This is a genomic window from Rhizobium favelukesii (assembly GCF_000577275.2).
Taxonomy (GTDB): Bacteria; Pseudomonadota; Alphaproteobacteria; order Rhizobiales; family Rhizobiaceae; genus Rhizobium; species Rhizobium favelukesii.
In genome coordinates, this window is sequence record NZ_HG916852.1 from 878,015 (window position 1) to 899,836 (window position 21,822).

At 61.1% G+C, this 21,822-nt stretch carries 20 protein-coding genes and 2 pseudogenes; 11 read left to right on the top strand and 11 right to left on the bottom strand.

What is annotated here, in order from left to right:
- Positions 1 to 42 precede the first annotated feature (42 nt).
- Together LPU83_RS42735 and LPU83_RS42740 are read left to right on the top strand one after the other, a co-directional pair.
- Positions 43 to 420 (top strand): annotated as a pseudogene (locus tag LPU83_RS42735) (MAPEG family protein); the annotation flags it as partial.
- Between the two features lie 98 nt (positions 421 to 518).
- A complete protein-coding gene (locus LPU83_RS42740) occupies positions 519 to 1,394 on the top strand; it encodes a dienelactone hydrolase family protein (protein WP_024317762.1) in 876 nt (291 codons plus the stop codon).
- Here LPU83_RS42740 and LPU83_RS42745 read toward each other — a convergent pair whose 3' ends face one another.
- A complete protein-coding gene (locus LPU83_RS42745) occupies positions 1,395 to 2,300 on the bottom strand; it encodes a hydrogen peroxide-inducible genes activator (protein WP_024317763.1) in 906 nt (301 codons plus the stop codon).
- Positions 2,301 to 2,674: 374 nt separating this feature from the next.
- Between LPU83_RS42745 and LPU83_RS42750 the strand changes: the two genes are divergently transcribed.
- Complete coding sequence (locus tag LPU83_RS42750) at positions 2,675 to 3,307, top strand: TetR family transcriptional regulator (protein WP_024317764.1); 633 nt, start codon at positions 2,675 to 2,677, stop codon at positions 3,305 to 3,307.
- Positions 3,308 to 3,313: 6 nt separating this feature from the next.
- On the opposite strand, the gene LPU83_RS42755 is transcribed toward LPU83_RS42750, so the two are convergent.
- Entirely contained in the window at positions 3,314 to 4,270 is a 957-nt protein-coding gene (locus LPU83_RS42755) for a LysR substrate-binding domain-containing protein (protein ID WP_029710342.1), read from the bottom strand.
- Between the two features lie 201 nt (positions 4,271 to 4,471).
- On the opposite strand from LPU83_RS42755, the gene LPU83_RS42760 reads away from it, so the two are divergent.
- Complete coding sequence (locus LPU83_RS42760) at positions 4,472 to 4,771, top strand: YjiS-like domain-containing protein (RefSeq protein WP_024317766.1); 300 nt, start codon at positions 4,472 to 4,474, stop codon at positions 4,769 to 4,771.
- Positions 4,772 to 4,858: 87 nt separating this feature from the next.
- Here the strand turns inward: LPU83_RS42760 and LPU83_RS42765 are convergent, their stop codons facing one another.
- The 5 genes from LPU83_RS42765 to LPU83_RS42785 form a co-directional block, all read right to left on the bottom strand.
- On the bottom strand, positions 4,859 to 5,722 hold the full coding sequence (locus tag LPU83_RS42765; protein ID WP_024317767.1) for a DUF937 domain-containing protein: 864 nt from the start codon (positions 5,720 to 5,722) through the stop codon (positions 4,859 to 4,861).
- A gap of 85 nt (positions 5,723 to 5,807) precedes the next feature.
- On the bottom strand, positions 5,808 to 7,181 hold the full coding sequence (locus LPU83_RS42770) for a glutamate--cysteine ligase (RefSeq protein WP_024317768.1): 1,374 nt from the start codon (positions 7,179 to 7,181) through the stop codon (positions 5,808 to 5,810).
- 149 nt (positions 7,182 to 7,330) lie between these two features.
- Positions 7,331 to 8,068, bottom strand: coding sequence for a 16S rRNA (uracil(1498)-N(3))-methyltransferase (locus LPU83_RS42775; RefSeq protein WP_024317769.1), 738 nt, complete (start codon positions 8,066 to 8,068; stop codon positions 7,331 to 7,333).
- A gap of 13 nt (positions 8,069 to 8,081) precedes the next feature.
- Positions 8,082 to 9,581, bottom strand: a complete 1,500-nt coding sequence (locus LPU83_RS42780; protein ID WP_024317770.1) for an inorganic phosphate transporter — start codon at positions 9,579 to 9,581, stop codon at positions 8,082 to 8,084.
- Positions 9,582 to 9,642: 61 nt separating this feature from the next.
- Positions 9,643 to 10,155 (bottom strand): NUDIX hydrolase, encoded by a 513-nt coding sequence (locus tag LPU83_RS42785; protein WP_024317771.1) that lies wholly within the window; start codon positions 10,153 to 10,155, stop codon positions 9,643 to 9,645.
- Positions 10,156 to 10,410: 255 nt separating this feature from the next.
- Between LPU83_RS42785 and LPU83_RS42790 the strand changes: the two genes are divergently transcribed.
- Positions 10,411 to 11,301, top strand: a complete 891-nt coding sequence (locus LPU83_RS42790; protein ID WP_029710343.1) for a LysR substrate-binding domain-containing protein — start codon at positions 10,411 to 10,413, stop codon at positions 11,299 to 11,301.
- A gap of 92 nt (positions 11,302 to 11,393) precedes the next feature.
- Positions 11,394 to 12,547: pseudogene (locus tag LPU83_RS42795) on the top strand (adenosylhomocysteinase).
- 35 nt (positions 12,548 to 12,582) lie between these two features.
- On the opposite strand, the gene LPU83_RS42800 reads toward LPU83_RS42795, so the two are convergent.
- Complete coding sequence (locus LPU83_RS42800; protein ID WP_024317773.1) at positions 12,583 to 13,581, bottom strand: zinc-dependent alcohol dehydrogenase family protein; 999 nt, start codon at positions 13,579 to 13,581, stop codon at positions 12,583 to 12,585.
- Between the two features lie 106 nt (positions 13,582 to 13,687).
- Between LPU83_RS42800 and LPU83_RS42805 the strand changes: the two genes are divergently transcribed.
- Positions 13,688 to 14,539 (top strand): LysR family transcriptional regulator, encoded by an 852-nt coding sequence (locus tag LPU83_RS42805; RefSeq protein WP_024317774.1) that lies wholly within the window; start codon positions 13,688 to 13,690, stop codon positions 14,537 to 14,539.
- A 155-nt stretch (positions 14,540 to 14,694) separates the two neighbouring features.
- Here LPU83_RS42805 and LPU83_RS42810 read toward each other — a convergent pair whose 3' ends face one another.
- Positions 14,695 to 15,600, bottom strand: coding sequence for a LysR family transcriptional regulator (locus LPU83_RS42810; RefSeq protein WP_024317775.1), 906 nt, complete (start codon positions 15,598 to 15,600; stop codon positions 14,695 to 14,697).
- Positions 15,601 to 15,732: 132 nt separating this feature from the next.
- Here LPU83_RS42810 and LPU83_RS42815 point away from each other — a divergent pair, with 132 nt between their 5' ends.
- From LPU83_RS42815 to LPU83_RS42830, 4 genes are read left to right on the top strand one after another with little or no spacing between them, the layout of a single operon-like run.
- Positions 15,733 to 17,172, top strand: coding sequence for an FAD-linked oxidase C-terminal domain-containing protein (locus LPU83_RS42815; protein WP_024317776.1), 1,440 nt, complete (start codon positions 15,733 to 15,735; stop codon positions 17,170 to 17,172).
- A complete protein-coding gene (glcE, locus tag LPU83_RS42820) occupies positions 17,169 to 18,374 on the top strand; it encodes a glycolate oxidase subunit GlcE (protein WP_024317777.1) in 1,206 nt (401 codons plus the stop codon). The genes LPU83_RS42815 and glcE overlap by 4 nt, the downstream gene beginning before the upstream one ends.
- Positions 18,375 to 18,378: 4 nt before the next feature.
- On the top strand, positions 18,379 to 19,692 hold the full coding sequence (glcF, locus tag LPU83_RS42825; RefSeq protein ID WP_024317778.1) for a glycolate oxidase subunit GlcF: 1,314 nt from the start codon (positions 18,379 to 18,381) through the stop codon (positions 19,690 to 19,692).
- A 36-nt stretch (positions 19,693 to 19,728) separates the two neighbouring features.
- A complete protein-coding gene (locus LPU83_RS42830) occupies positions 19,729 to 20,169 on the top strand; it encodes a hypothetical protein (RefSeq protein ID WP_024317779.1) in 441 nt (146 codons plus the stop codon).
- 33 nt (positions 20,170 to 20,202) lie between these two features.
- Here the strand turns inward: LPU83_RS42830 and LPU83_RS42835 are convergent, their stop codons facing one another.
- On the bottom strand, positions 20,203 to 20,883 hold the full coding sequence (locus LPU83_RS42835) for a L,D-transpeptidase (protein WP_037069091.1): 681 nt from the start codon (positions 20,881 to 20,883) through the stop codon (positions 20,203 to 20,205).
- Positions 20,884 to 21,018: 135 nt separating this feature from the next.
- Positions 21,019 to 21,759 (bottom strand): L,D-transpeptidase, encoded by a 741-nt coding sequence (locus LPU83_RS42840; protein WP_024317781.1) that lies wholly within the window; start codon positions 21,757 to 21,759, stop codon positions 21,019 to 21,021.
- Between the last annotated feature and the right edge of the window lie 63 nt (positions 21,760 to 21,822).

Below are 21,822 nucleotides of genomic sequence, written 5' to 3' on the forward strand. Positions count from 1 at the left end.
TTCCTCCAATAATTTCAGCGGTTTACCGTTTGTGGACGGACACTAGTCTATTTCCTCTACGTGCTTCTCGGCTTTCGCCGCCGGAAACTGGTTCAGGCGGGAAAGGTTCGCCGGTCGAACTACCGCGAAAACCGCGATGAACCGCCGGAAGGCCTCTTCGTCAAGAATTGCCTCGCCAATCAGTTCGAGTTGCCGGTGCTGTTTTACGCCTGCTGCGTCCTCCTCTACATCACGCAAGCCGACAACCTCGTTGCTGTCGTGCTTGCCTGGGTCTTCGTGGCGCTGCGCTATCTGCATGCCTTCGTGCATGTCACCAGCAACAACCTCCGTTACCGCAGCCCGCTCTTTGCAGCCGGCTATGTGGTGCTCGGTGCAATGTGGCTGTGGCTTGCCGTCTGGATGGTCTTCCCGAACGGCTGAGCGACTTGAAGTAACGCAGTTTTGTTCCTGCGTTACCGGCCACTGACCTATCTTCCCTCGCAGGTGAAAGCCGACAGGTAGGGAACAGGAGGACTCCAATGGACAGGCCGGAAATCACGCAGGCGATGATCAACGCCTACGACGAATACACGCATCTGACACTCGACCGCCGCGGCTTCATGGACAAGCTGACGAAGTTGGCCGGTTCCGCCGGCGCCGCCGTCGCCATCGCGCCGATGCTCGCTGCCAACAAGGCAAGTGCGGAAATGATCGCCGCCGACGACCAGCGACTGGTGGGGAAGGACGTAACCTATCCCGGCGGTGCCGGTGAGATGAAAGGCTATCTGGTCGAACCGAAGGGTGCTTCGGGCAAACTTGGCGCGGTGATCGTCATCCACGAAAACCGCGGCCTCAACCCGCATATCCGTGATGTCGCGCGCCGCATGGCACTGGAGGGCTTCATCGCGCTGGCGCCGGATTTCCTTTCGCCCCAGGGCGGCACACCGCAAAATGAGGACAAGGCCCGCGAGATGTTCAGCACGCTCGATCGGGCCGCCACCGTGGCGAACGCCGAGGCGACGCTCGCCTATCTGACCAAGCTCGACAACTCCAATGGCAAGGTCGGCGTGATCGGATTTTGCTGGGGTGGTGGGCTGGTAAACGACTTCGCCACCAAATCGCCGGAGCTGAGGGCCGGCGTCGCCTATTATGGGGCGCAGCCGCAGGCGGCCGACGTGCCGAATATCAAGGCAGCGCTGATGCTGCACTATGCCGGTCTCGACGACCGCATCAATGCCGGCATCGACGCCTACAAGAAGGCGCTGCAGGAGAACGACAAGGACTTCCAGATCTTCGTTTATGACGGCGTCAATCATGCCTTCAACAACGATACATCGTCGGCCCGCTACGACAAGAAGGCCGCCGATCTGGCCTGGAGCAGGACGGTCGAATTCCTGAAGAAGAATCTCGCCTGATCAGGCAGCCAGTTCGTGCGGGGCAGGGGCGACGGCGATGATCGCCTCTGCCAGCGCCTCCATCTCCTTGCCGCGATGATTGCTGCGCCGCCAGGCAAGGCCGATTTCGCGCGACGGCTGCGGATCGGTGAACGGCAGTATGCGAATGGAATTGCGGCTGGTTTCCGTGGGAATGGCCATTTCAGGAATGAGCGTCATGCCCATGTCGTGCGACACCATCTGCAGGAGCGTTGCCATCGACGTCGCGCCGAAATTCACAAGGCTGCGCTTGCCGGCGCTGCAGACGGCGAGCGCCTGATCGCGTAGGCAATGTCCTTCCTCGAGTAACAGGAGCCGGTCGACGTTCACCTCATGCTCGGTCAGCGGCGACATCAGCACTGCCTCTCCGTTGTCGGCCACCGCCATGAAGAAGCGGTCGGTGAAGAGCGGCCGCGTCTGGATGCCTTCGATGTCGAGCGGCAACGCCGCGATCACGGCATCCAGTTTCCCTGTCAGAAGATCTGCCATCAGTCGATCGGTCACCGCCTCCCGCAGTTCCACCTCGACGCTGGGGTATGTCCTGCGCAGATGTGGAACGAACTGCGGGACGAGGTAAGGTGCGACGGTGGGAATAATTCCGATGCGGATCAGACCTTCGAGTGTTCCGCCGCCTTTTCGTGCCGTCTGCTCGAGCAGGTCGACTTGATGCAGGATGGCGCGGACGTAGTGCAGCACCTCTTCGCCCTTCGGCGTCAGAAAGGTGTTCTGCCGCGTGCGCTCGACGAGCTTGGCGCCGAGATATTCTTCCATCTCCATGATCTGGGTCGACAGCGCGGGCTGGCTGATGTGGACCATTTCGGCGGCCCGGCCGAAATGGCGCGTCGTTGCCAGCGCATCGAAGTAGCGCATCTGTCGAAGTGTCAGCATGATAATTTCTTCCAATCGAATGTCTCAATAAATACGACTAGAGATTATCGAAGGTCAATGGACAACTCCGGTGGTGCTGGGCGGACAATCATCAATGGCCGACTTCAAGCGCGCCCACGCGGATGCGAACCGCGCCTGCGTCGAGGACGGCTATAAGATCGATACGATCAGCGCTGAGCCGGAGGCAGCCGGGTAAATTCGCGACCTGAAGATGACCAAATCGGGGCGTATCACCCCGATTTTTTTATACTTTTCCCGATTCAGACAATCCGATCTATCTCGTTTACGAGTCGTGAAGACCTGCATGTCATATCGGCCAAATGGCGCCGGCATGAACCACCTCCGTCGCTCCAAATAGAACAAATGGGAACGACATGAAGGTCGGAAGTTTGGATCGTATTGGCCTCCGCCGGAAGCCGAAGCAGGAACGCAGTATTCAGAGGCTCGACCTCATCTTGGCGGCCGCGGCGGCAATCATTGCCGAAAAGGGTGTGAGCGCCATGCGGATGACGGAACTGGCCGTCGCCGCCAAGGTGCCGATCGGCTCCGTCTATCAGTATTTTCCCGAGAAGGCCGCGATCGTCAAAGCTCTCTTCGACCGCCATGCGTTGACGATCCAGACGCGGATAGCCGATGCCTTTGCATCCGTGCACTCCGTCGATCATGCGCTCGATGTGCTCACCGCAACGATTGACTGGCACTATGACGACTATCGCAGAGACGCTGCCTATCTCGGCATCTGGATGGGCACCGAGACCGACCACGACCTGCTGCGGCTTAACATCGAGCACAGTAAGCGGATTGCGGACATTTTCCAGGACGCCGTCCGCCGCGTCGCACCGGAACTGTCCACAGCTGACATGCAGGCCCGCACCTACCTGTTCAGCCACCTGCTTGGGGCCTCGATCCGCCTTGCGGTCGTCAGCGAGGATTCCCTTGCCAGGCGCATTCTGGACGAGTGGAAGCGCGTGATCCGCACGGCCTTCCTCTCGCCTGTTGCTGCCTGAGCGCGCCTACCAGCTGGGTACGGCGTTGGCGATCTTGAGGCGGGGTTGCACCCGCCCATAGGCGTTCTTCACATCAGGCTCGAGATTGTCGTCGACAACGGCGGGCGTGATGTTGTCGAGGCAGGCGGTGATATGCGCGGTAATGGCGTTCATCAGCGAGATCGAGACACCGGGCCGCTTCATGATGCCGATCTGAACCGGGGGCAGGGCGGGGAAACCATCCGCCTGGCTCAGTACCTTCATTCCCGTGCGCAGCGCCGATTCCGGCATGACGGAAACGGCCATGCCGGCGAGGACTGCGGCCGCAACCACGGTGCATGACCAACTGGTGAACAGGATCTGGTGCTCGCGTCCGACCGCATCGAGCGCCGAGCAGGCGAGCTGGCGCCACTGGCAGTCGCGGCGACCGACGGCAAGTGGCACCGGCGCATCGTCACGGATCGGATGGTTGGCCGAACCAACCCAGCAGAGCGGTTCGGTCCGCACGACGTCTGACATGCGCTCGCGCGGGTTATGCGTCACCAGCGCTATATCGAGCTCGCCGCGATGAATGCGCTCGGCAAGGTCCACCGAGGGCTCGCAGACGATGTAAAGCTCGACATTCGGATGCGTCTTGGCGAAGCGGCCGATGATCTCCGGCATGTAGCGGTCGGCGTAGTCATCGGGCGTACCGATGCGCAGCGTGCCCTCGAGACGGTTGTCGTCAAAGGCTGCGATCGCCTCGTTGTTCAGCCGAATCATGCGCCGCGCATAGTTCAACAGCTTTTCGCCCTCGGCGGTCAGGCGGTTGCCGCGACCGTCCTTGATGAAAAGCTGCTTGCCGATGCGTTCTTCCAGCCGCCGCATCTGCATGGAAACGGCCGACTGCGTCTTGTAGACCCTGTCGGCAGCCTTGGTGAAGCTGCCGGAATCGACAATCGCGATAAAGGTCTGCAACTGATCAATATCAAGAGGTGCGGACATGAGTTCACCTATAACAATCTCTGATGCTAATCATTAGAAACATTCGTTGGACTGATCAATAGGTGTTTGGCATCTTCGGGGTGCAAATCAAACAAAGTGAAGGACAGACACCCTGCCTGTCCGCTCCGATTTCAACCCGATGCCTTCCCGCTCGACCTCGCGGGAGGGGTGGGTTGTTGCGCGCCAATGAAAGGATCAACCATGCGCACGACAGACCGGATAATCGAACTCGACTGCAGCCAGACTACGCTGACGTTTTCCCAGCGTCTCGCAAATGGCTTTGCAACGTTGTCATCCGTACTGCGCGTGTTCCGCAACCGTATGGAGATCAACCGGCTGCACGAGCTCGATGACAATCAATTGAAGGATATCGGCCTTAGCAGAGCCGATCTCACCTCGGCGTTCCTGGCGTCCACCTTCTTTGAAGATCCGTCGGAACATCTGACGCGTTCCGCGCACAATCGCGGACCAAAGTCGCTCTTCCGGTCCCGAAAGGATTAAGGCCGGCTCAGTTTTTCCCCGCAGGGTGATAGCCAATAGCCCTGCCTCTTGCCCGGTGACCGGCCTCCCAGCCGTCTCCGGGTTTTTTTATGCCTTTGGGGGAGTGGAAGGAGGTGTCTTCGGCATATAGGTCTCAAATATGGTTTCCATGCTTTTCTGGTAGCTCTTCTGCACCTCGAGCCCGCTGTCGAACATGCTGTTCAGCATGTCCATATAGGTTTCAGTCTCTGCCTTTGCCTGCTCCTTCGGAGCGTCCGCGGGTTTCGGCTCGACCGGCTTTCCGAGCGAGCCCATCATTTCCTGAAAGGCTTTTGCGAAAGGGTTGTCGAAAAACGGGTTGGTGACCGTCCTCTCTGCCTCCGGTTTCCGCATGCCGAACATCAGTTGCATGGCCTGAGTGAAGGGGTTATCGAAGATGCTGGGCTCGGGACTGGGCTTCTGCTTCGGTGCAAAGCCGGTGTTTTCGAGCCATTTCTGGATGGTTTCGCCCATCGCCGTGTCGACGAACGGGTTGACCGGGGTCGTCATCTGTCCCATCGACTGCTTGAACAGGCCGCCCATCAGCGTATCGGCCATCACCGGAAGCATCTGCTTGTAGATTTCCTGTCCGATACCCGTCATCTGGGCCGCCTGCGCCGCCACCGCGCGCGAGACCTCCTTGGAGCCGAACAGCTGTCCAAGGATGTTGTTGCCGTCCGATATCCCCTGCGGCGTGAAGGCCTTGCTCATGTCCTCGAAATATTTGGCATAGTTGCCGGAGGCGACCGCCTGCATCAGACCCATGAAGTCGTAAGGGTTGCTGGTGCTGCGCTTCAGGCCGGCGGAAAACGCCGGCATGAGCGCTGCCATCGCCTTGGCGGCCTGCTCCTGAGCAAGATTGAACTGCTTGGAGACAGCATCCATCGCCGCGCCGTTTTGTGCCTGCATCATCATGTCGAAGAGTGGCAGCATGGAAATCCCCTTCCCGGTTCGCAACGCGCAATTGCGTCACTATAGCCGGAAAAAGGAATGCGCAAACCGCTTTTTGCAGAAGCGCTTAGTATTGATATTCTTCGAAGACCGGCTCCACGGAACCGTTCCAGCGGCCGTGGTAAAGCGCCAGCAGATCCTCGGCCAAAGTCGCCTTCTTGGCCATGACTTCGTCGAGCGGCGCAAGGAAGATGGTTTCGTCCTGGCCTTCCCTGTTGAGCTTGTTGCGCGTCCTGAGACCCGCCTTCGAAACGGCGATGACCTCACGCGCGGTCTCATAGAGTTCATGCCCGCGGAACTTTGCCCTCAAACCCTGCGCCGGCACGGCATCGCGCAAGGCGTTGACCTCCTCGAACGTCCAGTCCTTGGTCAGCATATCCGCATCTTCGAGCGCTGCGTCGTCATAGAGAAGCCCGACCCAGAAGGCCGGCAACCCGCAGATGCGCCGCCAGGGGCCGCCATCCGCGCCACGCATCTCGAGGAAGCGCTTCAGCCGCACATCCGGGAAGAGCGTCGAGAGATGGTTCGTCCAGTCTCCCATCGTCGGCTCCCAGGCGGCGATTTCGCCCTTCAGTGCGCCGTTCATGAACTGCCGGAAGGTAACATGGGTACAGTCGTGATAATGCCCGTCGCGCACCACGAAATACATCGGCACGTCGAGGGCCCATTCGGCATAGTCGTGAAAACCGAAGTCGTCGCGGAAGGTGAAGTCCAGCAGACCGGAGCGATTGTTGTCGGTATCGCGCCAGATATCGCCGCGCCATGAAAGCAGGCCGTTGAGCTTGCCTTCGGTAAAGGGCGCGGAGGCAAAGAGGGCGGTTGCCAGAGATTGAAGCTTCATCGAGACGCGCATCTTCTTGCGCATGTCGGCTTCCGAGGAGAAGTCGAGGTTCACCTGGATCGTGCAGGTGCGGTACATCATGTCGAGACCCTTGGCTCCGACCTTCGGCATGTAGCGGGTCATGATCTCGTAGCGTGATTTCGGCATCGCGGGCGTTTCGGCCAGCGTCCATTTGGGGCTGCCGCCGATGCCGAGGAAGCGGATGCCCATGGGCTCGGCGATTTCGCGCAGCGTCGCCAGGTGCGTGTTCGATTCCTTACAGGTCTCGTGGATCGTTTCCAGCGGTGCGCCGGACAGTTCGAACTGGCCGCCGGGCTCGATCGATATCGCGCCCATTCCCTTCGGCTCGCCAAGGCCGATGATGTTGTCGCCGTCCGTGATCGGGTCCCAGCCGGATTTCTTCTGAAGGCCTTGCAGCAGCGCCGAAATGCTGGCCTCGCCGAAGTACGGCACGGGGCTGTTGTCGGCCCGGAAGAAGGCAAACTTCTCATGCTCGGTGCCGATGCGGAATTTTTCCCTCGGCTTGTTTCCCGCGGCGAGATAATCGGTCAGCTCCTGAACCGAAGAGAGCGGGGTCTGGTCGGTGGTATCGCGAGCCATTCAAGTCTACCTGCAATGGGAGAGCGCCTGGGAAAACCCGGGCAATTGGAAGGGTGATTAGGACCGCTCCCACGTATGTTGCAAGTGAAATTGTTTCAACGGCCCATCAAAAAAATAGCAGCATATTTCGGCCGCAAGCGATCCTAAGGTTAATTCCAGTCGCCGATCGACGCCTGAATGACTGCCATGGCAGCAACCGCAGCTGTATCCGCCCGCAGGATCCGCGGCCCAAGCGGGATTGCGGTGATGAAATCGAGGCTGCGCAGCCGCCCGCGTTCCTCCTCGGAAAAACCGCCCTCGGGGCCGACGAGCAGCGCCAGCTTGCGTTCGCTGATTCCGGACAGCAAAGGCAGCGGGTTCTGCCCTGCGTCGCCCTCGTCGCAATAGATGATGCGGCGGTCGCCCGGCCAGGTATCCAGGAGGTCGAACAGCTTCACAGGCTCGGCAACATCAGGGATGTCAAGTATGCCGCATTGCTCCGCCGCCTCGATGACATTTGCCTTCAGCTTGTCGCGATTGGTGATCTTGCCCTGCACATGCTGGGTCATCACTGGGCGCAGAATGCCTGCTCCCATCTCCACCGCCTTCTGCACAAGGTAGTCGAGGCGCCCGACCTTCAGGGGGGCAAAGAGATAGTGCAGATCGGACGGCGCGGGTTGCGGCCGCGTCTGCTCCTCGGCAATCAGCACAATGCGCTTTCGCGTCGGAAAGGAGAGACGCGCCTTCCACTCGCCATCGCGGCCGTTGAAGACAAGCAGCTCGGCGCCCTCGGCCATACGCAGCACGTTGGCGAGATAGTTGAAGTGATCTGCCGTCGTCTCGACCGTCGCCCCGGCACCGAGGGGAGCCTCCACGAACAGCCGTTGCATCCGAAAATTGGCGCGCATTGAGAAGTCCTGCTCAAACAAAGAGCGCGAACATAGCCCAATAGATGACGGCTGCAAGCGCTGCCGAGGCCGGCACAGTGATGATCCAGGCGGCAATGATCGTCATGAAATGCGACCGGCGGACGAGATAGCGCCGGCGAACTTCGTGCGTGTTCGGATCTTCCGGTTCGTCGAGCGCCCAGCTCTCGGCCCTGCGGTGCATGTATTCGATACGACGCTTTGAATGCCGCGTGTACCACTCGCGGAAGAAGCCGACACCAAACACGGAACCTACAGCGATATGCGTTGTGCTGACCGGCATGCCAAGCCATGAGGCGACGATAACGGTGAAGGCCGTTGACAGCGCCACGCAATAGGCGCGCATGGGGTTGAGCTTGGTAATCTGCTCACCGACAAGCCGGATCAGGCGCGGCCCGAAAAGCAGAAGGCCGACGGAGATACCGAAGGCACCGATCAAGAGCACCCAGACAGGGGGATTGCCGTGCGCATCTCCGGCGGACGCGCCGACCGCACGCACGATTGCCGAGAGCGGGCCGACGGCATTGGATACGTCGTTCGCGCCGTGCGCAAAGGAAAGCAGTGCTGCCGAACCGATCAAGGGGATTTGAAAGAGAACGCGCAGCGAGCTGTTGCGGTTTTCCAGTCGCACAGCCTGCCTGCGGACGAACGATCGTGCGGCAAGCCATCCGAGGCAGCCGACCGCGATGCCGAAGAGAATGATTGTAAACGGCGAAAACTCGTTGGTCGCTTCGATCTGCAGGACCATGTACGACGCGAAGCCGCCGATCATCATAGCGATCAGCACGGGCACCCAACGCCGCGCCGCAGCGATCTTGTCATCACGGTAGATGATGAAGGTCTTGACTATGAAAAGCAGACCAGCCGCGATCACGCCGCCAAGCAGGGGCGATGTCACCCAGGCCGACGTGATCTCGATCATGACGCGCCAGTTCACCGGGTCGGGGCCGACCGCGCCGACACCCGCTCCTATCACCGCTCCGACGATCGCATGCGTGGTCGAGACCGGCGCATTCAGCCAGGTGGCGAGGTTGATCCACAAGGCGGCGGCCATCAGCGCCGCCATCATGATCCAGCTGAGCGTCCCCGGCGGAACCTGCACCGTATCGACGATGCTTGACGAAATCGTCTTGACGACCTCGCCGCCGGCAACCGCCGCACCGAGAATTTCGAAGATTGCGGCGATGACAAGCGCTTGGCCCATGGTCATCGCGCGCGCACCGACCGCGGCGCCCACGTTGTTGGTGACGTCATTTGCGCCGATGTTCATGGCCATGTAGGCGGCAAGTGCTGCTGCGGCGATCACGAGGACGGCGCTTGGCCGGTCGAAGACGTACACGCCCGCAAAAAGCATGGCCAGTCCGAGGAAGATCAGCCCGAGGCCCGGGGCCACCAGTTTGCGCGACACAAACTTCGTCGCGTCCTCAACATGCGTAAGCTTGTCGAGATCCTTGTCGAGAGTTCGTTTCGTGAGGACGGCTGGTCGGTCGGGCATGCTATTCCTTGGCGTTCAATCCCTTTAACGTCGCCAAGGTTAGCAGCGCAAGATGGCAGCATCATTCCGCGGGAATTTGCTTCGGCATCCTTGCCGAAAGCTGCTCCGCCATACGGCGCTTGAAGAGCAATAAGATCTCCCGCAGCTCGGGCTCGTAAACCCGCTTCGCGGCTTCGTCACAGGAAACCCACTCGGTCTTGCGCTCGCCTTTCTCCTTGAAATTCTTGGCGATGTTGACGACCTCAAGTGCATAGACCTGAACCTTGCAGGTTACGCTGAGCCCATTCTTCAAAGCCTTCGGATACGAGTAAGTGCCAAGGATTTCGTTCTCGACCGTCCCGCGCACGCCCGCCTCCTCAAAGGCTTCGCGGGCGGCAACCTCGTAGGCTGTACGCCCATCCATCGGCCAGCCCTTGGGAATGACCCACCGGCCGGTATCGCGGCTCGTCAGCAAAAGCACCTCAAGCTCGCTTGTCTTCTTCTTCACTCGATAGCAAAGCGCAGCATATTGTTGACGCGGTGGGCGTCGAAACATCAGCTGTACGTCTGAAGCGAGGCGGGCAAGAAGAGTCAACGGTCGGGTCACCTTTTTAGGTCGGCTCCTTGAAGCGGCTATATTAGTATCCACTCGAAAGCTTGCGCAATCCATACGTGTTTCAAGTTTTCCAGTGGGATTTGATACTTATCAATAGGCGGCTTCCGTTTCGCCACGGTTCGGAAAACCCGCCAAATACCATCCTGATTCCGCCATTGCACAGGCGTTCAATATGGGCCTGTCTTGCATTTCAATCAATGACGGCGTCATGTCGTGCACTGTTATGTCAATACTATGGTACCCATGCGTCTTCCTCCCTTAAAAGCGGTCCGGGCCTTCGAAGCCGTCTGCCGCCACGGCAGCATTCTCGGCGCTGCCGCAGAACTTGGTGTCGTGCGCGGCGCCGTGCGCCAGCAGCTTGCCATCCTGGAGAGCTATTTCTGCGAGAAACTGTTCGAGCGCGATGGACGGAAATTGACTGCTACGGCGAAAGCGGCACGGTTCGCGGAGGCAGCCAACGCGGCCTTGGTTGCGCTCGAGCGCGCCGCGGCCGAATTTGCGGGCGGTGAGCATCGCCGCATCCGCCTCGGCGTGCCCTCGGCCTTTGCTATATGGTGGCTTGTGCCGCGACTTGCAAATATGCAGGCTGCACTCGGCAGCGTCGATGTCGATATCGTGCCGATGTCGATCGTCGAGCCGTTGTCGCTGCATCCGGAGCTTGATGCGGTCATCATGGGCGGTGAATACCGACCGGCGGCGGGCGTGACGGCGGTCAAATTCATGGAGGATGAATTCGGACCCGTTGCCACGCCGGATCTTGCCGACGGAATCGCCGACGATCCCGCGCACATGGCGGAGATCACCGCTGTCGTCAGCCGTAGCGCGCTAAGTCTCTGGCAGCAATGGTTTGCAGAAAGCGGCACTCAGGCCGTGACGTTCCGGCGCAAGCAGGAGTTCGAGGATTTGCCGCTCGCACTCGGGGCGGCGCGATCGGGTGTGGGTGTCGTGCTCGCGCCCCGCGCCGCCATTGAGGATGATTTGCAGCGCAATCTGCTTGCGGCGCCCTATGGCTTCGTTCGCCGTCCGGCGGGCTATAGCCTGACTTGTCGCAACGCCGACGCCAAGATGCCCGCGTTCACCGCTCTTCGCGACTGGCTGCTCCGTTCCGGCGTGTCGACGCAATAGGGCAGATTTTCTGCCCTATTGCGAAGAATTATCTCCATGGCCGAAAGTCGCTGCCGGGTCTAACACTGCGTTGAGAGCAGAAGGACACGGATATGCACAGAGACGCAACCCGCATCGAATGGATCGGCAACAGCTGCCGTTTGCTGAAGGCAACGGCGGCAGAGTTCGCGAAAACCCAGCCGTTCGGCGGCTTGACCATCGGTACGGGTATCCATCTGGAGACGAAGACCGTGGCGCTTCTGATGACGCTGAGGGCCGGCGGTGCACGGCTCGTCTGCACCGGCAATCTGAACAGCACGCAGCCCTCGACCGTCGCGTTCCTCCGTTCGCAGCGGATCACCGTGTTTGCAACCCAGACGACGGACCCGGTCGCCCATCACAAGAGCCTGGAGGCGGTTGTTGCCGAAAGGCCGGATCTGCTGCTCGACAATGGCGGCGACCTCTTTACCATCGCGGCCGAGTCTCCTTACGCCGGCCTTCTCGGTGGCACCGAGGAGACGACATCAGGCCGCACGCGCCTGTTGCCGCTGCGCGAGAAGCTCGGCATGCCGATCTTGATCATCAATGATAGCCCTATCAAGCAGTTCGCTGAAAACAGGCATGCGGTGGGGCAGAGCCTTTTCGAAAGCTACATGCGCTTCACCAACCGCTCCACCAACGGCAAACGCGTGACCGTCTTCGGCTACGGCGCCTGTGGGAAGGGGACCGCAGCCTGCTTCCGCAACGCGTTTTCAAGCGTCAGCGTCGTCGATATCGACCCCGTGACAGCGCTGGAAGCAAATCTCGACGGCTTCTCCACGCCGCTGCGCGGTGCGGCGATCTCCTCCGCCGACGTGCTCGTCACGGTTACGGGCGTCGCCGGCATCGTCACTGCAGCCGACCTTCCTTTGATCAAGGATGGTGCCATCCTGATGAACGGCGGGCATTTCCCGCATGAAATCGACGTTGCCGCGTTCCGGCAGCACCCCGATGTGGTGCGGATCGATCGCTACGAGGCTGATCGTATCGAGAGCTTGCACCTGAAGGATGGTCGCTGCTTCCATATTCTCGGTGGTGGGCATATGGCGAATCTGGTCCGCGCCCGCTTGGCAATTCCGTGGAGTCGATGGACCTCGGCTTCACGCTGCAGGCGCGCTGCCTCGAGCGTGTCGCCAGGCGCGAGGTCGGCGCCGAGAGCTGCATTGTTCCGGTGCCGAAGGATATCGATGCCATGGTGGCAAGCGCCTATCTCGATCTGGCGCGGTAGGAAAGTGCGGCAAACTTAGGCCGCACTTTGTGACCTCAAGCGATCTCAACCACCAGCTTGCCGTTTGCCTTGCGGGTTTCGATCAGCGCATGTGCCTCGGCCACATCGGAAAGTCCGAAGCGGTGCGCGTCCAGCCTCGGCATCACCTTTCCGGCCTCGACGAGCTTGCTCACCTCCCGCAGGATTTCGCCGTGATGGCTGCGCCCTTCGCCGGTCAGAAGCGGCAGCAGCGTGAACACGCCCGAATAGGTCGCCGCCTTGAACGACAGAGGGGCGAGGGCATGGGTCCCCCATCCGAGCGCGCTGACGACGTGACCGAACCGACCGACAGCCTGGAAGGCTGTATCGAGGCCGGTGCCGCCGACGGTGTCGTAGACGACATCGAAGCCTTTGACGCCCGCATGATTGCGGACATAGTCCTCGACGGTCGCTGCCTTGTAGTCGATCGGCGTTGCTCCAAGGCGTGCGAGGTAGTCAGCCTTGGAAGCGCTGTCGACAGCAAAGACATCGGCGCCTGCGGCTTTTGCGATCTGCACGGCAATGTGCCCCACACCGCCGCCAGCGCCGAGGACAAGAACCTGCCAGCCAGTCCGGACATTGGCGCGATCGACCAGCCCTTCCCAAGCTGTAATTGCGATCAGCGGCAGGGCCGCTGCCTCACGCATCGAGAGGTTGTGGGGCTTCGGCGCGATCAGTCGAGCGTCGACGGCCGCGAATTCAGCCAGCGAGCCCTGGATGCCGCCGACTCCACCGGTCATCCCGTAGACTTCATCGCCGCGGTGGAACCCGGTGACGCCGGGGCCTACTTGCTCAACGACGCCAGCCATATCTATCCCGAGAACTGCCGGAAACGGATGGCGCGCATGGGCGGCATTTCCGGCGCGGATCTTCGTATCCAGCGGATTGACGCCGCTCGCCTTGATCCGGACCAGCACTTCACCCTCACGCGGCATCGGCCTGGCGATCTCGGCTGAACGGAAATCGGCTTTCGGCGCGTCAATCAGCAGCGCCTTCACCGTAGTCGTCGCAGACATGCAACTCTCCTTTCGTCCGTGTGGGAAGGAGAATGCACCGTTGAAATTCGAATGGGAATGAAAGAGATTGCATGAAGTCCATGCGCTTGTGTTTGGGAGATGGGTCATGGAATGGAGCGATCTCAAGCTGTTCCTGGCGATTGCGCGCCAGGGCACTCTGGGTGCGGCCGCTCGCAGCCTTGGCCTGACGCAGCCGACGATGGGCCGCCGTCTGCGTGCTTTGGAAGTCTCGCTGGGCCAGACCCTGTTTCAGCGGACGGCGGACGGCTTCGTGCTGACGGATGAGGGCGCAGCCGTCTTTGCGCACGCCGAGCGCATGGAAGAAGAAGCACTCGGCCTTGAGCGGGAACTCGCCGGGCAGAACCGGCAGTTGAGCGGCTTTCTGCGCTTGTCCTCTTCGGATTGGTTTGGTGCGCATGTGCTTGCGCCGGTGCTTGCGGAATTCTCGCTGAGCTATCCGAAGATCGTCGTCGAATTGCTCACCGATAGCCGCCTGCTGAGCCTTTCGCGCCGAGAGGCGGATATCGTTTTTCGGATCGCGCCCTTCACCGAGCCGGAGGTGATATCGCGCAAGCTGTTCCACATCGACTATCGGCTCTACACTAGCCGTGGCGAGGAGCATCCCAAAGCAGGCGATGGCACAGGCGCGCGTCTGGTAACGATGGACGAGGCCTTTGGCGGCATGCCGGATGTCGCATGGCTGACGCGCCTGCTGCCAAAGGCCGAGATTGCCATGCGTAGCAACAATCGCGATGTGCAGGCGACGCTTTGCAGGAATGGCGCCGGCCTGGCCGTTTTGCCGCGCCCTCTTGGCGATTCAATCGCTGACATCGAGCCGGTCGACCTCGGCGAGGCTCCGCCCGGGCGCGACACCTGGGTCGGTTATCACCGGGACATGAAGCGGCAGGCGCGCTTGCGGGCACTTCTCGATCTCGCAATCGGGAGGCTGGCGAATTGAGCGTCTTCTGTAACGGGTTCTCCCGAGTCAATCCCTTGTGAGCTTAATCCCTCGCCGAGTGCTTGCTTCTGTGTCCGCAGTCGCCGCTTCCGCGACACCATCATTGTGAGGGACGACCACCAGCCATTCGAATCTAGCTGGCTGGGCTGCGTCCGTTACACCATTGAGCGTTCCCAATAGGGAACCGGTCCGTAAACCTCGGCGAGATAATCGATGAACAGCCGCACCTTTGCCGGCAGGAACTGGCGGCTCGGGTAAACCGCGGAAAGCGTCACGTTGCGCGATCCTTCGTAGGCCGTAAGGATGTGTACGAGCCGGCCATCCTTCAGTTCCCGGCTGATGTCCCAGGTGGAGCGCAGCGCGATGCCAAGCCCTGATATGACAGCCTCCCGGACGACCTCGCTTGAATTCGTGACAAGCATCCCTTCCGGCCGCAGGGAAAGCGGGCCTTCGGGCCCTTCCAGCCGCCAGGCGTCGTTGTTGTGCGCGGGCAGGCAACGATGTTGCTTCAGGTCTTCGATCGTCTGCGGTGTACCGTTGGTTGCGAGATAGTCTGGCGAAGCGCAAAGCAGGCGGCGCACAGGCGCAAGTCGCCGCGCGACCAGGCTCGAGTCCGTCAGTTCCGCGATGCGGATCGCAAGGTCGAAGCCTTCGCCCACGATGTCGGTGAATTCGTCACTGAGTACGAGATGAATCGCAAGCCCAGGATGCATATCCATGAAGGACTTCAGGTGCGGGGCGACATGCGTGCGTCCGAACGAGGTCGGTGCCGTCACCTTCAGGGTTCCGTGCATTTGCGCTGAGCGTCCGGAAATGTAGTATTCTGCCTCCTCGATGCCGGCGAGAATGCCGAGCACGCGGTCGTAGAAGCCCTGGCCCGCCTCGGTCAGCGAAATCTGCCGGGTCGTGCGCTGCAGGAGCCGCGTGCCCAGCCGATCCTCAAGCCTTTTGATCCGCTTCGAGACAACTGCCGGCGAAAAGCCGAGGGCCCGGCCGGCGAGCGACATGCTTCCCGTCGAAACGACTTTTGCGAAAATTTCGAGGTCACCGAGATTGGTCATGCGCCTGATTGTTTATCCTTTTGGAATAAGTGCTTAGCATTTGCGCCACAATCGGGAAAGTGCTAAGCCCGATTGAGCCGGAAGCGTGGAGGATGCGTCCGGTTTCGCTGTCGCGAGCGAAGGGAGAGAGCCATGTCCAACACCATTTCGTTTCTCGCCCCGCGTGCCGATGTGCTTGCCCGCCGCCGGCAGATCGTTGCTGATCTCATCGACCTATTACCGCCGGAATGCCTTGTGCACGAGGCTCGCGAACTGATGCCGTTCGAGACGGATGCCTTCGTTTCCTATCGCCGGATGCCGCTGGCGGTTGCCTTGCCGCGGACGACCGCCGAGGTGGCCGCAGTCATGAAGTACTGTCATCGCTATGGGGTTCCCGTTGTCCCGCGCGGCGCGGGGACCTCGCTCTCGGGCGGAGCGATCCCGCAGGAAGATGCAGTCGTGGTTTGCGTCTCCAAGATGAACCGCATTCTCGAAATCGATCTCCCCAACCGTGCGGCGGTCGTCGAAGCCGGCGTCACCAATCTGAATATTTCCGAATCCGTCTCGGCGGACGGTTTTTTCTATGCTCCTGACCCGAGCTCGCAGCTGGCTTGTACGATCGGCGGCAATGTCGGCATGAATTCGGGCGGCGCGCATTGCCTGAAATATGGGGTGACAACCAACAATCTGCTCGGCGTAAAGATGGTCCTCATCGACGGCACCGTCATCGATCTCGGAGGCAAGGCACTGGATGCCGCAGGCTACGACTTGCTTGGCCTCGTGTGCGGGCACGAAGGCCAGCTCGGGATCGTCACGGAGGCGACGGTCCGGCTGATCGCCAAGCCGGAGGGTGCGCGACCGGTCCTTTTCGGCTTCGATACCTCGGAAGAGGCGGGATCCTGTGTCGCCGATATCATTGCATCAGGCATCATCCCCGTCGCCATCGAATTCATGGACAAGCCGGCGATCGAAATCTGCGAAGCCTTTGCCAAGGCCGGCTATCCCCTTGATGTCGGCGCGCTGCTGATCGTGGAGGTCGAAGGATCGGAAGCAGAAATGGACGACATGCTGAAGAGCATCGTCGAAATCTCGCGCAGGCATGGCGTGAAAACTGTCCGTGAGTGCCAGTCGGCAACCGAGGCGGCGTTGATCTGGAAGGGCCGGAAGTCTGCCTTCGGTGCAACCGGCCGCATTGCCGACTATATCTGCATGGATGGAACCGTGCCGCTCAGCCAGCTTTCGTATGTACTGAGGAAGACGTCCGAGATCGTCGATCGCTATGGGCTTCGGGTCGCGAATGTTTTCCATGCCGGCGATGGCAACATGCATCCGCTCATCCTCTTCAATGCCAACGATCCTGAAGATGCCGCCCGCGCAGAAGCTGCGGGGATGGAAATCCTGAAGCTCTGTGTCGATGCTGGCGGTTGTCTGACAGGCGAACATGGCGTCGGCATCGAAAAGCGCGATCTGATGCGCCACCAGTATTCCGAGGCGGATCTCGCACAGCAGATGGCAGCACGCGCTGCATTCGATCCGGCCTGGCTCCTTAATCCGTCCAAGGTCTTCCCGCTCGAGGGACGTCCGGCCGCATGATCGATCTATCGCCTATGACGGACGAAGAGGCTGCGGCAATCGTCCGCAGTCATGCGCGGGAAGGCAAGCCGCTTGCGGTCTGCGGCGGCAACACCCGCTCCGGTTTCGGAAATGCCATCGCCGCGGAAAACCGCCTGCGTTCGTCCAATCTCAGCGGCATCACTGCCTACAATCCCGGAGAGATGGTTTTGACCGCCCGTTCCGGAACGCCGCTCGCCGAAATCGAGGCTGCCCTGGCAGAGAATGGTCAGATGATGGCCTTCGAGCCCATGGACCATCGTCCGATCATGGGCACATCAGGTGAGCCGACGATCGGCGGTGTCTTTGCCGCCAATGTCTCCGGCCCGCGCCGTTTCGTGGCCGGAGCCGCGCGCGATAGCTTGCTTGGCGTGAGCTTCATCAATGGCAAGGGCGAGGTGATCAAGGCCGGCGGCCGCGTCATGAAGAACGTCACCGGGCTGGACCTCGTCAAGCTGATGGCCGGCTCGCACGGCACGCTGGGCTTCCTCACCGAAGTGACCTTTCGCGTGCCGCCGCGCCCGAGAACCGAAGCAACGATCGTCATCTCCGGCCTGAACGACGCCGAGGCTGCGAACGCCATGGCGGCGGCGATGGCACTGCCCGCTGAAGTCTCCGGTGCCGCGCATTTGCCGATGACCGTCGCCTGGAAATTTCTCGACAGCACGCTCTCCGAAGGCGAGGGGACCTGTCTGCGGATCGAAGGCCTACCCGGCTCCGTCGATGCCAGGGCAACCAAACTCGCTGCCGCCATGGGGGCGTTCGGATCCGTCACGCGCCTCGAGCAAGAAGAGAGTGTCCGTCTCTGGAGAGATATCCGGGATGTCGCTCCCTATGCCGACCGTACGCCGCGACCGGTCTGGCGCGTCTCCGTCGCCCCAGGCACCGGCCATCAGCTGGTCGCCGCGCTTCGCCTCGAAGCCGGAGTCGATGCATTCTACGACTGGCAGGGCGGCCTGATCTGGATGCGGATGGAGGCCGACGCGGATGCTGACCTCCTGCGCCGTTTCATCAAGGCGGTGGGCGGCGGCCACGCGACGCTCATCCGCGCATCTGAACAGATGCGGGCAATGACCGCCGCCTTTCAGCCACAGCAGGAGGCGGTGGCCTTGCTGTCGCAGCGGCTGAAACTGAAATTCGATCCAGCCGGCATCTTCAATCCTGGGAAGATGGCAGGAGCCTGAGGCAATGCAGACCAATTTCACGCCGGCCCAGCTTACCGATCCGCACGTCGCCGAATCTGAAAAGATCCTGCGCAAATGTGTGCATTGCGGCTTCTGCACCGCGACTTGTCCGACCTATGTGACGCTCGGCAATGAGCTCGACAGCCCGCGCGGGCGCATCTACCTGATCAAGGATATGCTGGAAAATGGGCGCCCGGCAGACACTGAAGTCGTCACGCATATCGACCGCTGCCTCTCATGTCTGGCCTGCGTAACGACCTGTCCCTCCGGCGTCGACTACACGCACCTCGTCGACCATGCGCGGGCGCATATCGAGAAAACCTACAAGCGTCCTTTCATGAACAGGCTCGTGCGCGCCATCCTCGCTGCTGTTCTGCCTTATCCCGATCGATTTCGCCTGGCGCTCAAGCTGTCGTCGGCGGGCCGTCCGTTCGCAGGCCTTCTGCGGCGCACGCCCGCATTGAAACCATTTGCCGCGATGTTGGCGCTCGCGCCGCGTCGCATTCCTCCGGCTTCCGTCTATGCCGTGCCGGCGAGCCACCCGGCGGTCGGTGAGAAGCGTGGCCGCGTGGCGATCCTGACCGGTTGCGCGCAACCGGTGCTGGATCCCGGCATCAACGAAGCGACGATCAGCCTGCTCACGCGGTTCGGAGTCGAAGTCGTCGTTCCCGAGGGAGAGGTTTGCTGCGGCTCGCTCGTCCATCACATGGGACGCGAGGAGCAGGCATTGGCGAGCGCCCGTGCCAACGTTGACGTGTGGACGCGGGAAATCGAGAGGGGCGGCCTCGACGCGATCATCATCACCGCCTCCGGCTGCGGCACGACCATCAAGGACTACGGCCATATGCTGCGGCTGGATGCGGCCTATGCCGAAAAAGCGGCGCGCGTCTCGTCCCTGGCGAAGGACATCACCGAATATCTCGTATCGCTCGAGCTGCCCGTGCAGATGCCGAAGGGCATCACCGTGGCCTATCATTCGGCTTGCTCGATGCAGCACGGCCAGAAGATCACAATGGCGCCGAAGCAGCTGTTGAAGGCTGCGGGCTTCAATGTCCGTGACCCTTCCGAAGGTCACCTCTGTTGTGGCTCCGCCGGCACCTACAACATCCTGCAATCGGATATTTCCGATGCGCTCATGGCCCGCAAGGTGAAGAACCTCGAAGCGACGAAGCCGCATGTGATCGCAACCGGCAATATCGGCTGCATGATGCAGATCGCGACGGGGACGGCCGTTCCGATCGTTCACACAGTCCAACTGCTGGATTGGGCTTATGGCGGCGATGTATCGGAAAAATTAAAGGGTTTGCCCCTAGCTTAGCGGCGCCGGATCGTCCGGCGATCTCGGGAGCCCGATATGCATCGCACAATCCTCGCGCTTACGGCTTTCTGCAGCGCGGCTGGAGCCGCCCACGCAGACACTCGCTTTTTCTGCTCGGCGGATGACAAGGATGTGCGCTTCACGGTGGAAAGCGGCTTCGAGGCTGGTGGCGGCCACAAGCTCAATCATTTTCGCGGCGCCCTGGTGATGAAGAGCGGCGATATCCCGCAAGCGCTCAAGAAGATTGCCGTCAATTCGGAAAACCTGACGCACCATTGGTCACATGATGGCGAACTGCGGCTGGAGGTGTTCTATGACGGCGGCGACGATGCGAAAGGCCAAGGTCTCAGCCTGATCGTAACGGCCGGCCAGCGCGGCAAATCCATGACCGCGTTCTCAGGGACCTATGAACTGGCTGTCGAGGGCGGTGCGAAGCCGCTTGCGGCCAGCGGCAAGGTTAGCTGCGGATCGAAATAGGCGACCGGTTGCCCGGCCGCCTTGTCGCTTGCCTCAGCCGCCGAACAGCGTCCGTAGCACGTCGATGCCGCGATCCTCGAAGCTGACCTCGCCCTGCTTGTTGCCGGGGCCGATGACGATGACCTTCGTGCCGACAGGGGCACGGTCGTAGAGATCGATGACATCCTTGTTCATCATGCGGATGCAGCCGGACGACATGTTGAGGCCGATCGTCCAGGGTTGGGTCGTTCCGTGAATGCGAAAGATCGTATCGCGGCCGCCCTGGTAGAGGTACATGGCGCGCGCGCCGAGCGGATTGTCCTCGCCGCCTTCTTGGAAGGCCGGGATGATATGACCCTTCGCCGCCTCGCGAACGCGCATCTCAGCCGGCGGCGTCCAGGTCGGCCACTCTGCCTTGCGGCCAATCTTGACCACACCGGACCAGCCGAAGCCTTCACGGCCGACGCCGATGCCGTAGCGCGTCGCGCGGTTCTTGCTTTCGACCAGGTATAGGAACTTGTTGTTGGTATCGATGATGATCGTTCCGGGCGCTTCATTCGTGACGAGGTGCACGCGCTGGCGCTTGAACTGCGGCTTGACCGACTTCGGCGGCGAGGCGACCCGCACGACAGGGGCGCCATCGTGAGCAGGCGTGATCGGCTGCGCAAAAGCCGATGCGGACATGGAAGAGACCAGAAGGCCGGCGGCTGTAAGAGCCGTCGCGAATTTCAGCATGGTTGATTCCCTCAAAGCAAAACCGGACCGAAGCTACCCGAACTTCGATCCGATTCAAGATATTAGACGTCGAATGAAGCAGTGGAGATGTTTAATTGCAACTGTTCTTGACGACGCGCCTGTATTGATGAGCCTTTACATGACGATGACGCGGGTTCCGACGTTTACGCGTTCGTAAAGGTCAACGACGTCTTCATTGCGCAGCCGGATGCAGCCGGAGGAAACGGCGTTGCCGATCGTCCACGGCGCATTGGTTCCATGAATGCGATAGAGCGTCGAACCGAGATACATGGCGCGCGCGCCAAGCGGGTTCCCAGGACCACCGTCCATGCGCGCCGGGAGATAATGGCCCTTGGCGGCTTCGCGGCCGATCATTTCCGACGGCGGCGTCCAGTCCGGCCATTCGGACTTGCGGGTGATCTTGTGCACGCCGGCCCACTCGAAGCCTGGCTTGCCGACGCCGACGCCGTAACGCCGCGCTTTGCCGCCGTCCATCACCAGATAGAGGAAGCGGTTGTTGGTATCGATGACGATCGTGCCAGGCCGCTCCTTGGTGTCGTAGGTGACGATCTGCGGCAGGTATTGCGGCTCAAGCTGGCGACGGATGACGGGAACGCCAGGGTTGATGGCGGATACCGGCTGCGCCGTGGCGGCGGGAGCGCGGCGGAAGGCGCCGGACGTGAACAGCCCGCGCTGCGCGACGACCGGCCGCTGGTAGACGACGGGGCGAACCTTGCCGCCGAGCTGCATGATCCAGGGCGCTGCAAGGTCTGGGCTCAAGACGACCGGCGGGCGCGTTGCGTAACGGTCGTCGCCAAGCGCGGCCGTGGAAAAGACGCCGAGCATCGCTGCGGCGAGCAGAAGGGATTTGATCATCGGACGGACTCTCTACAAATGGCCGAACATGTGCGGACGGCGGCGGCCGCCTGCCTTCAAGCT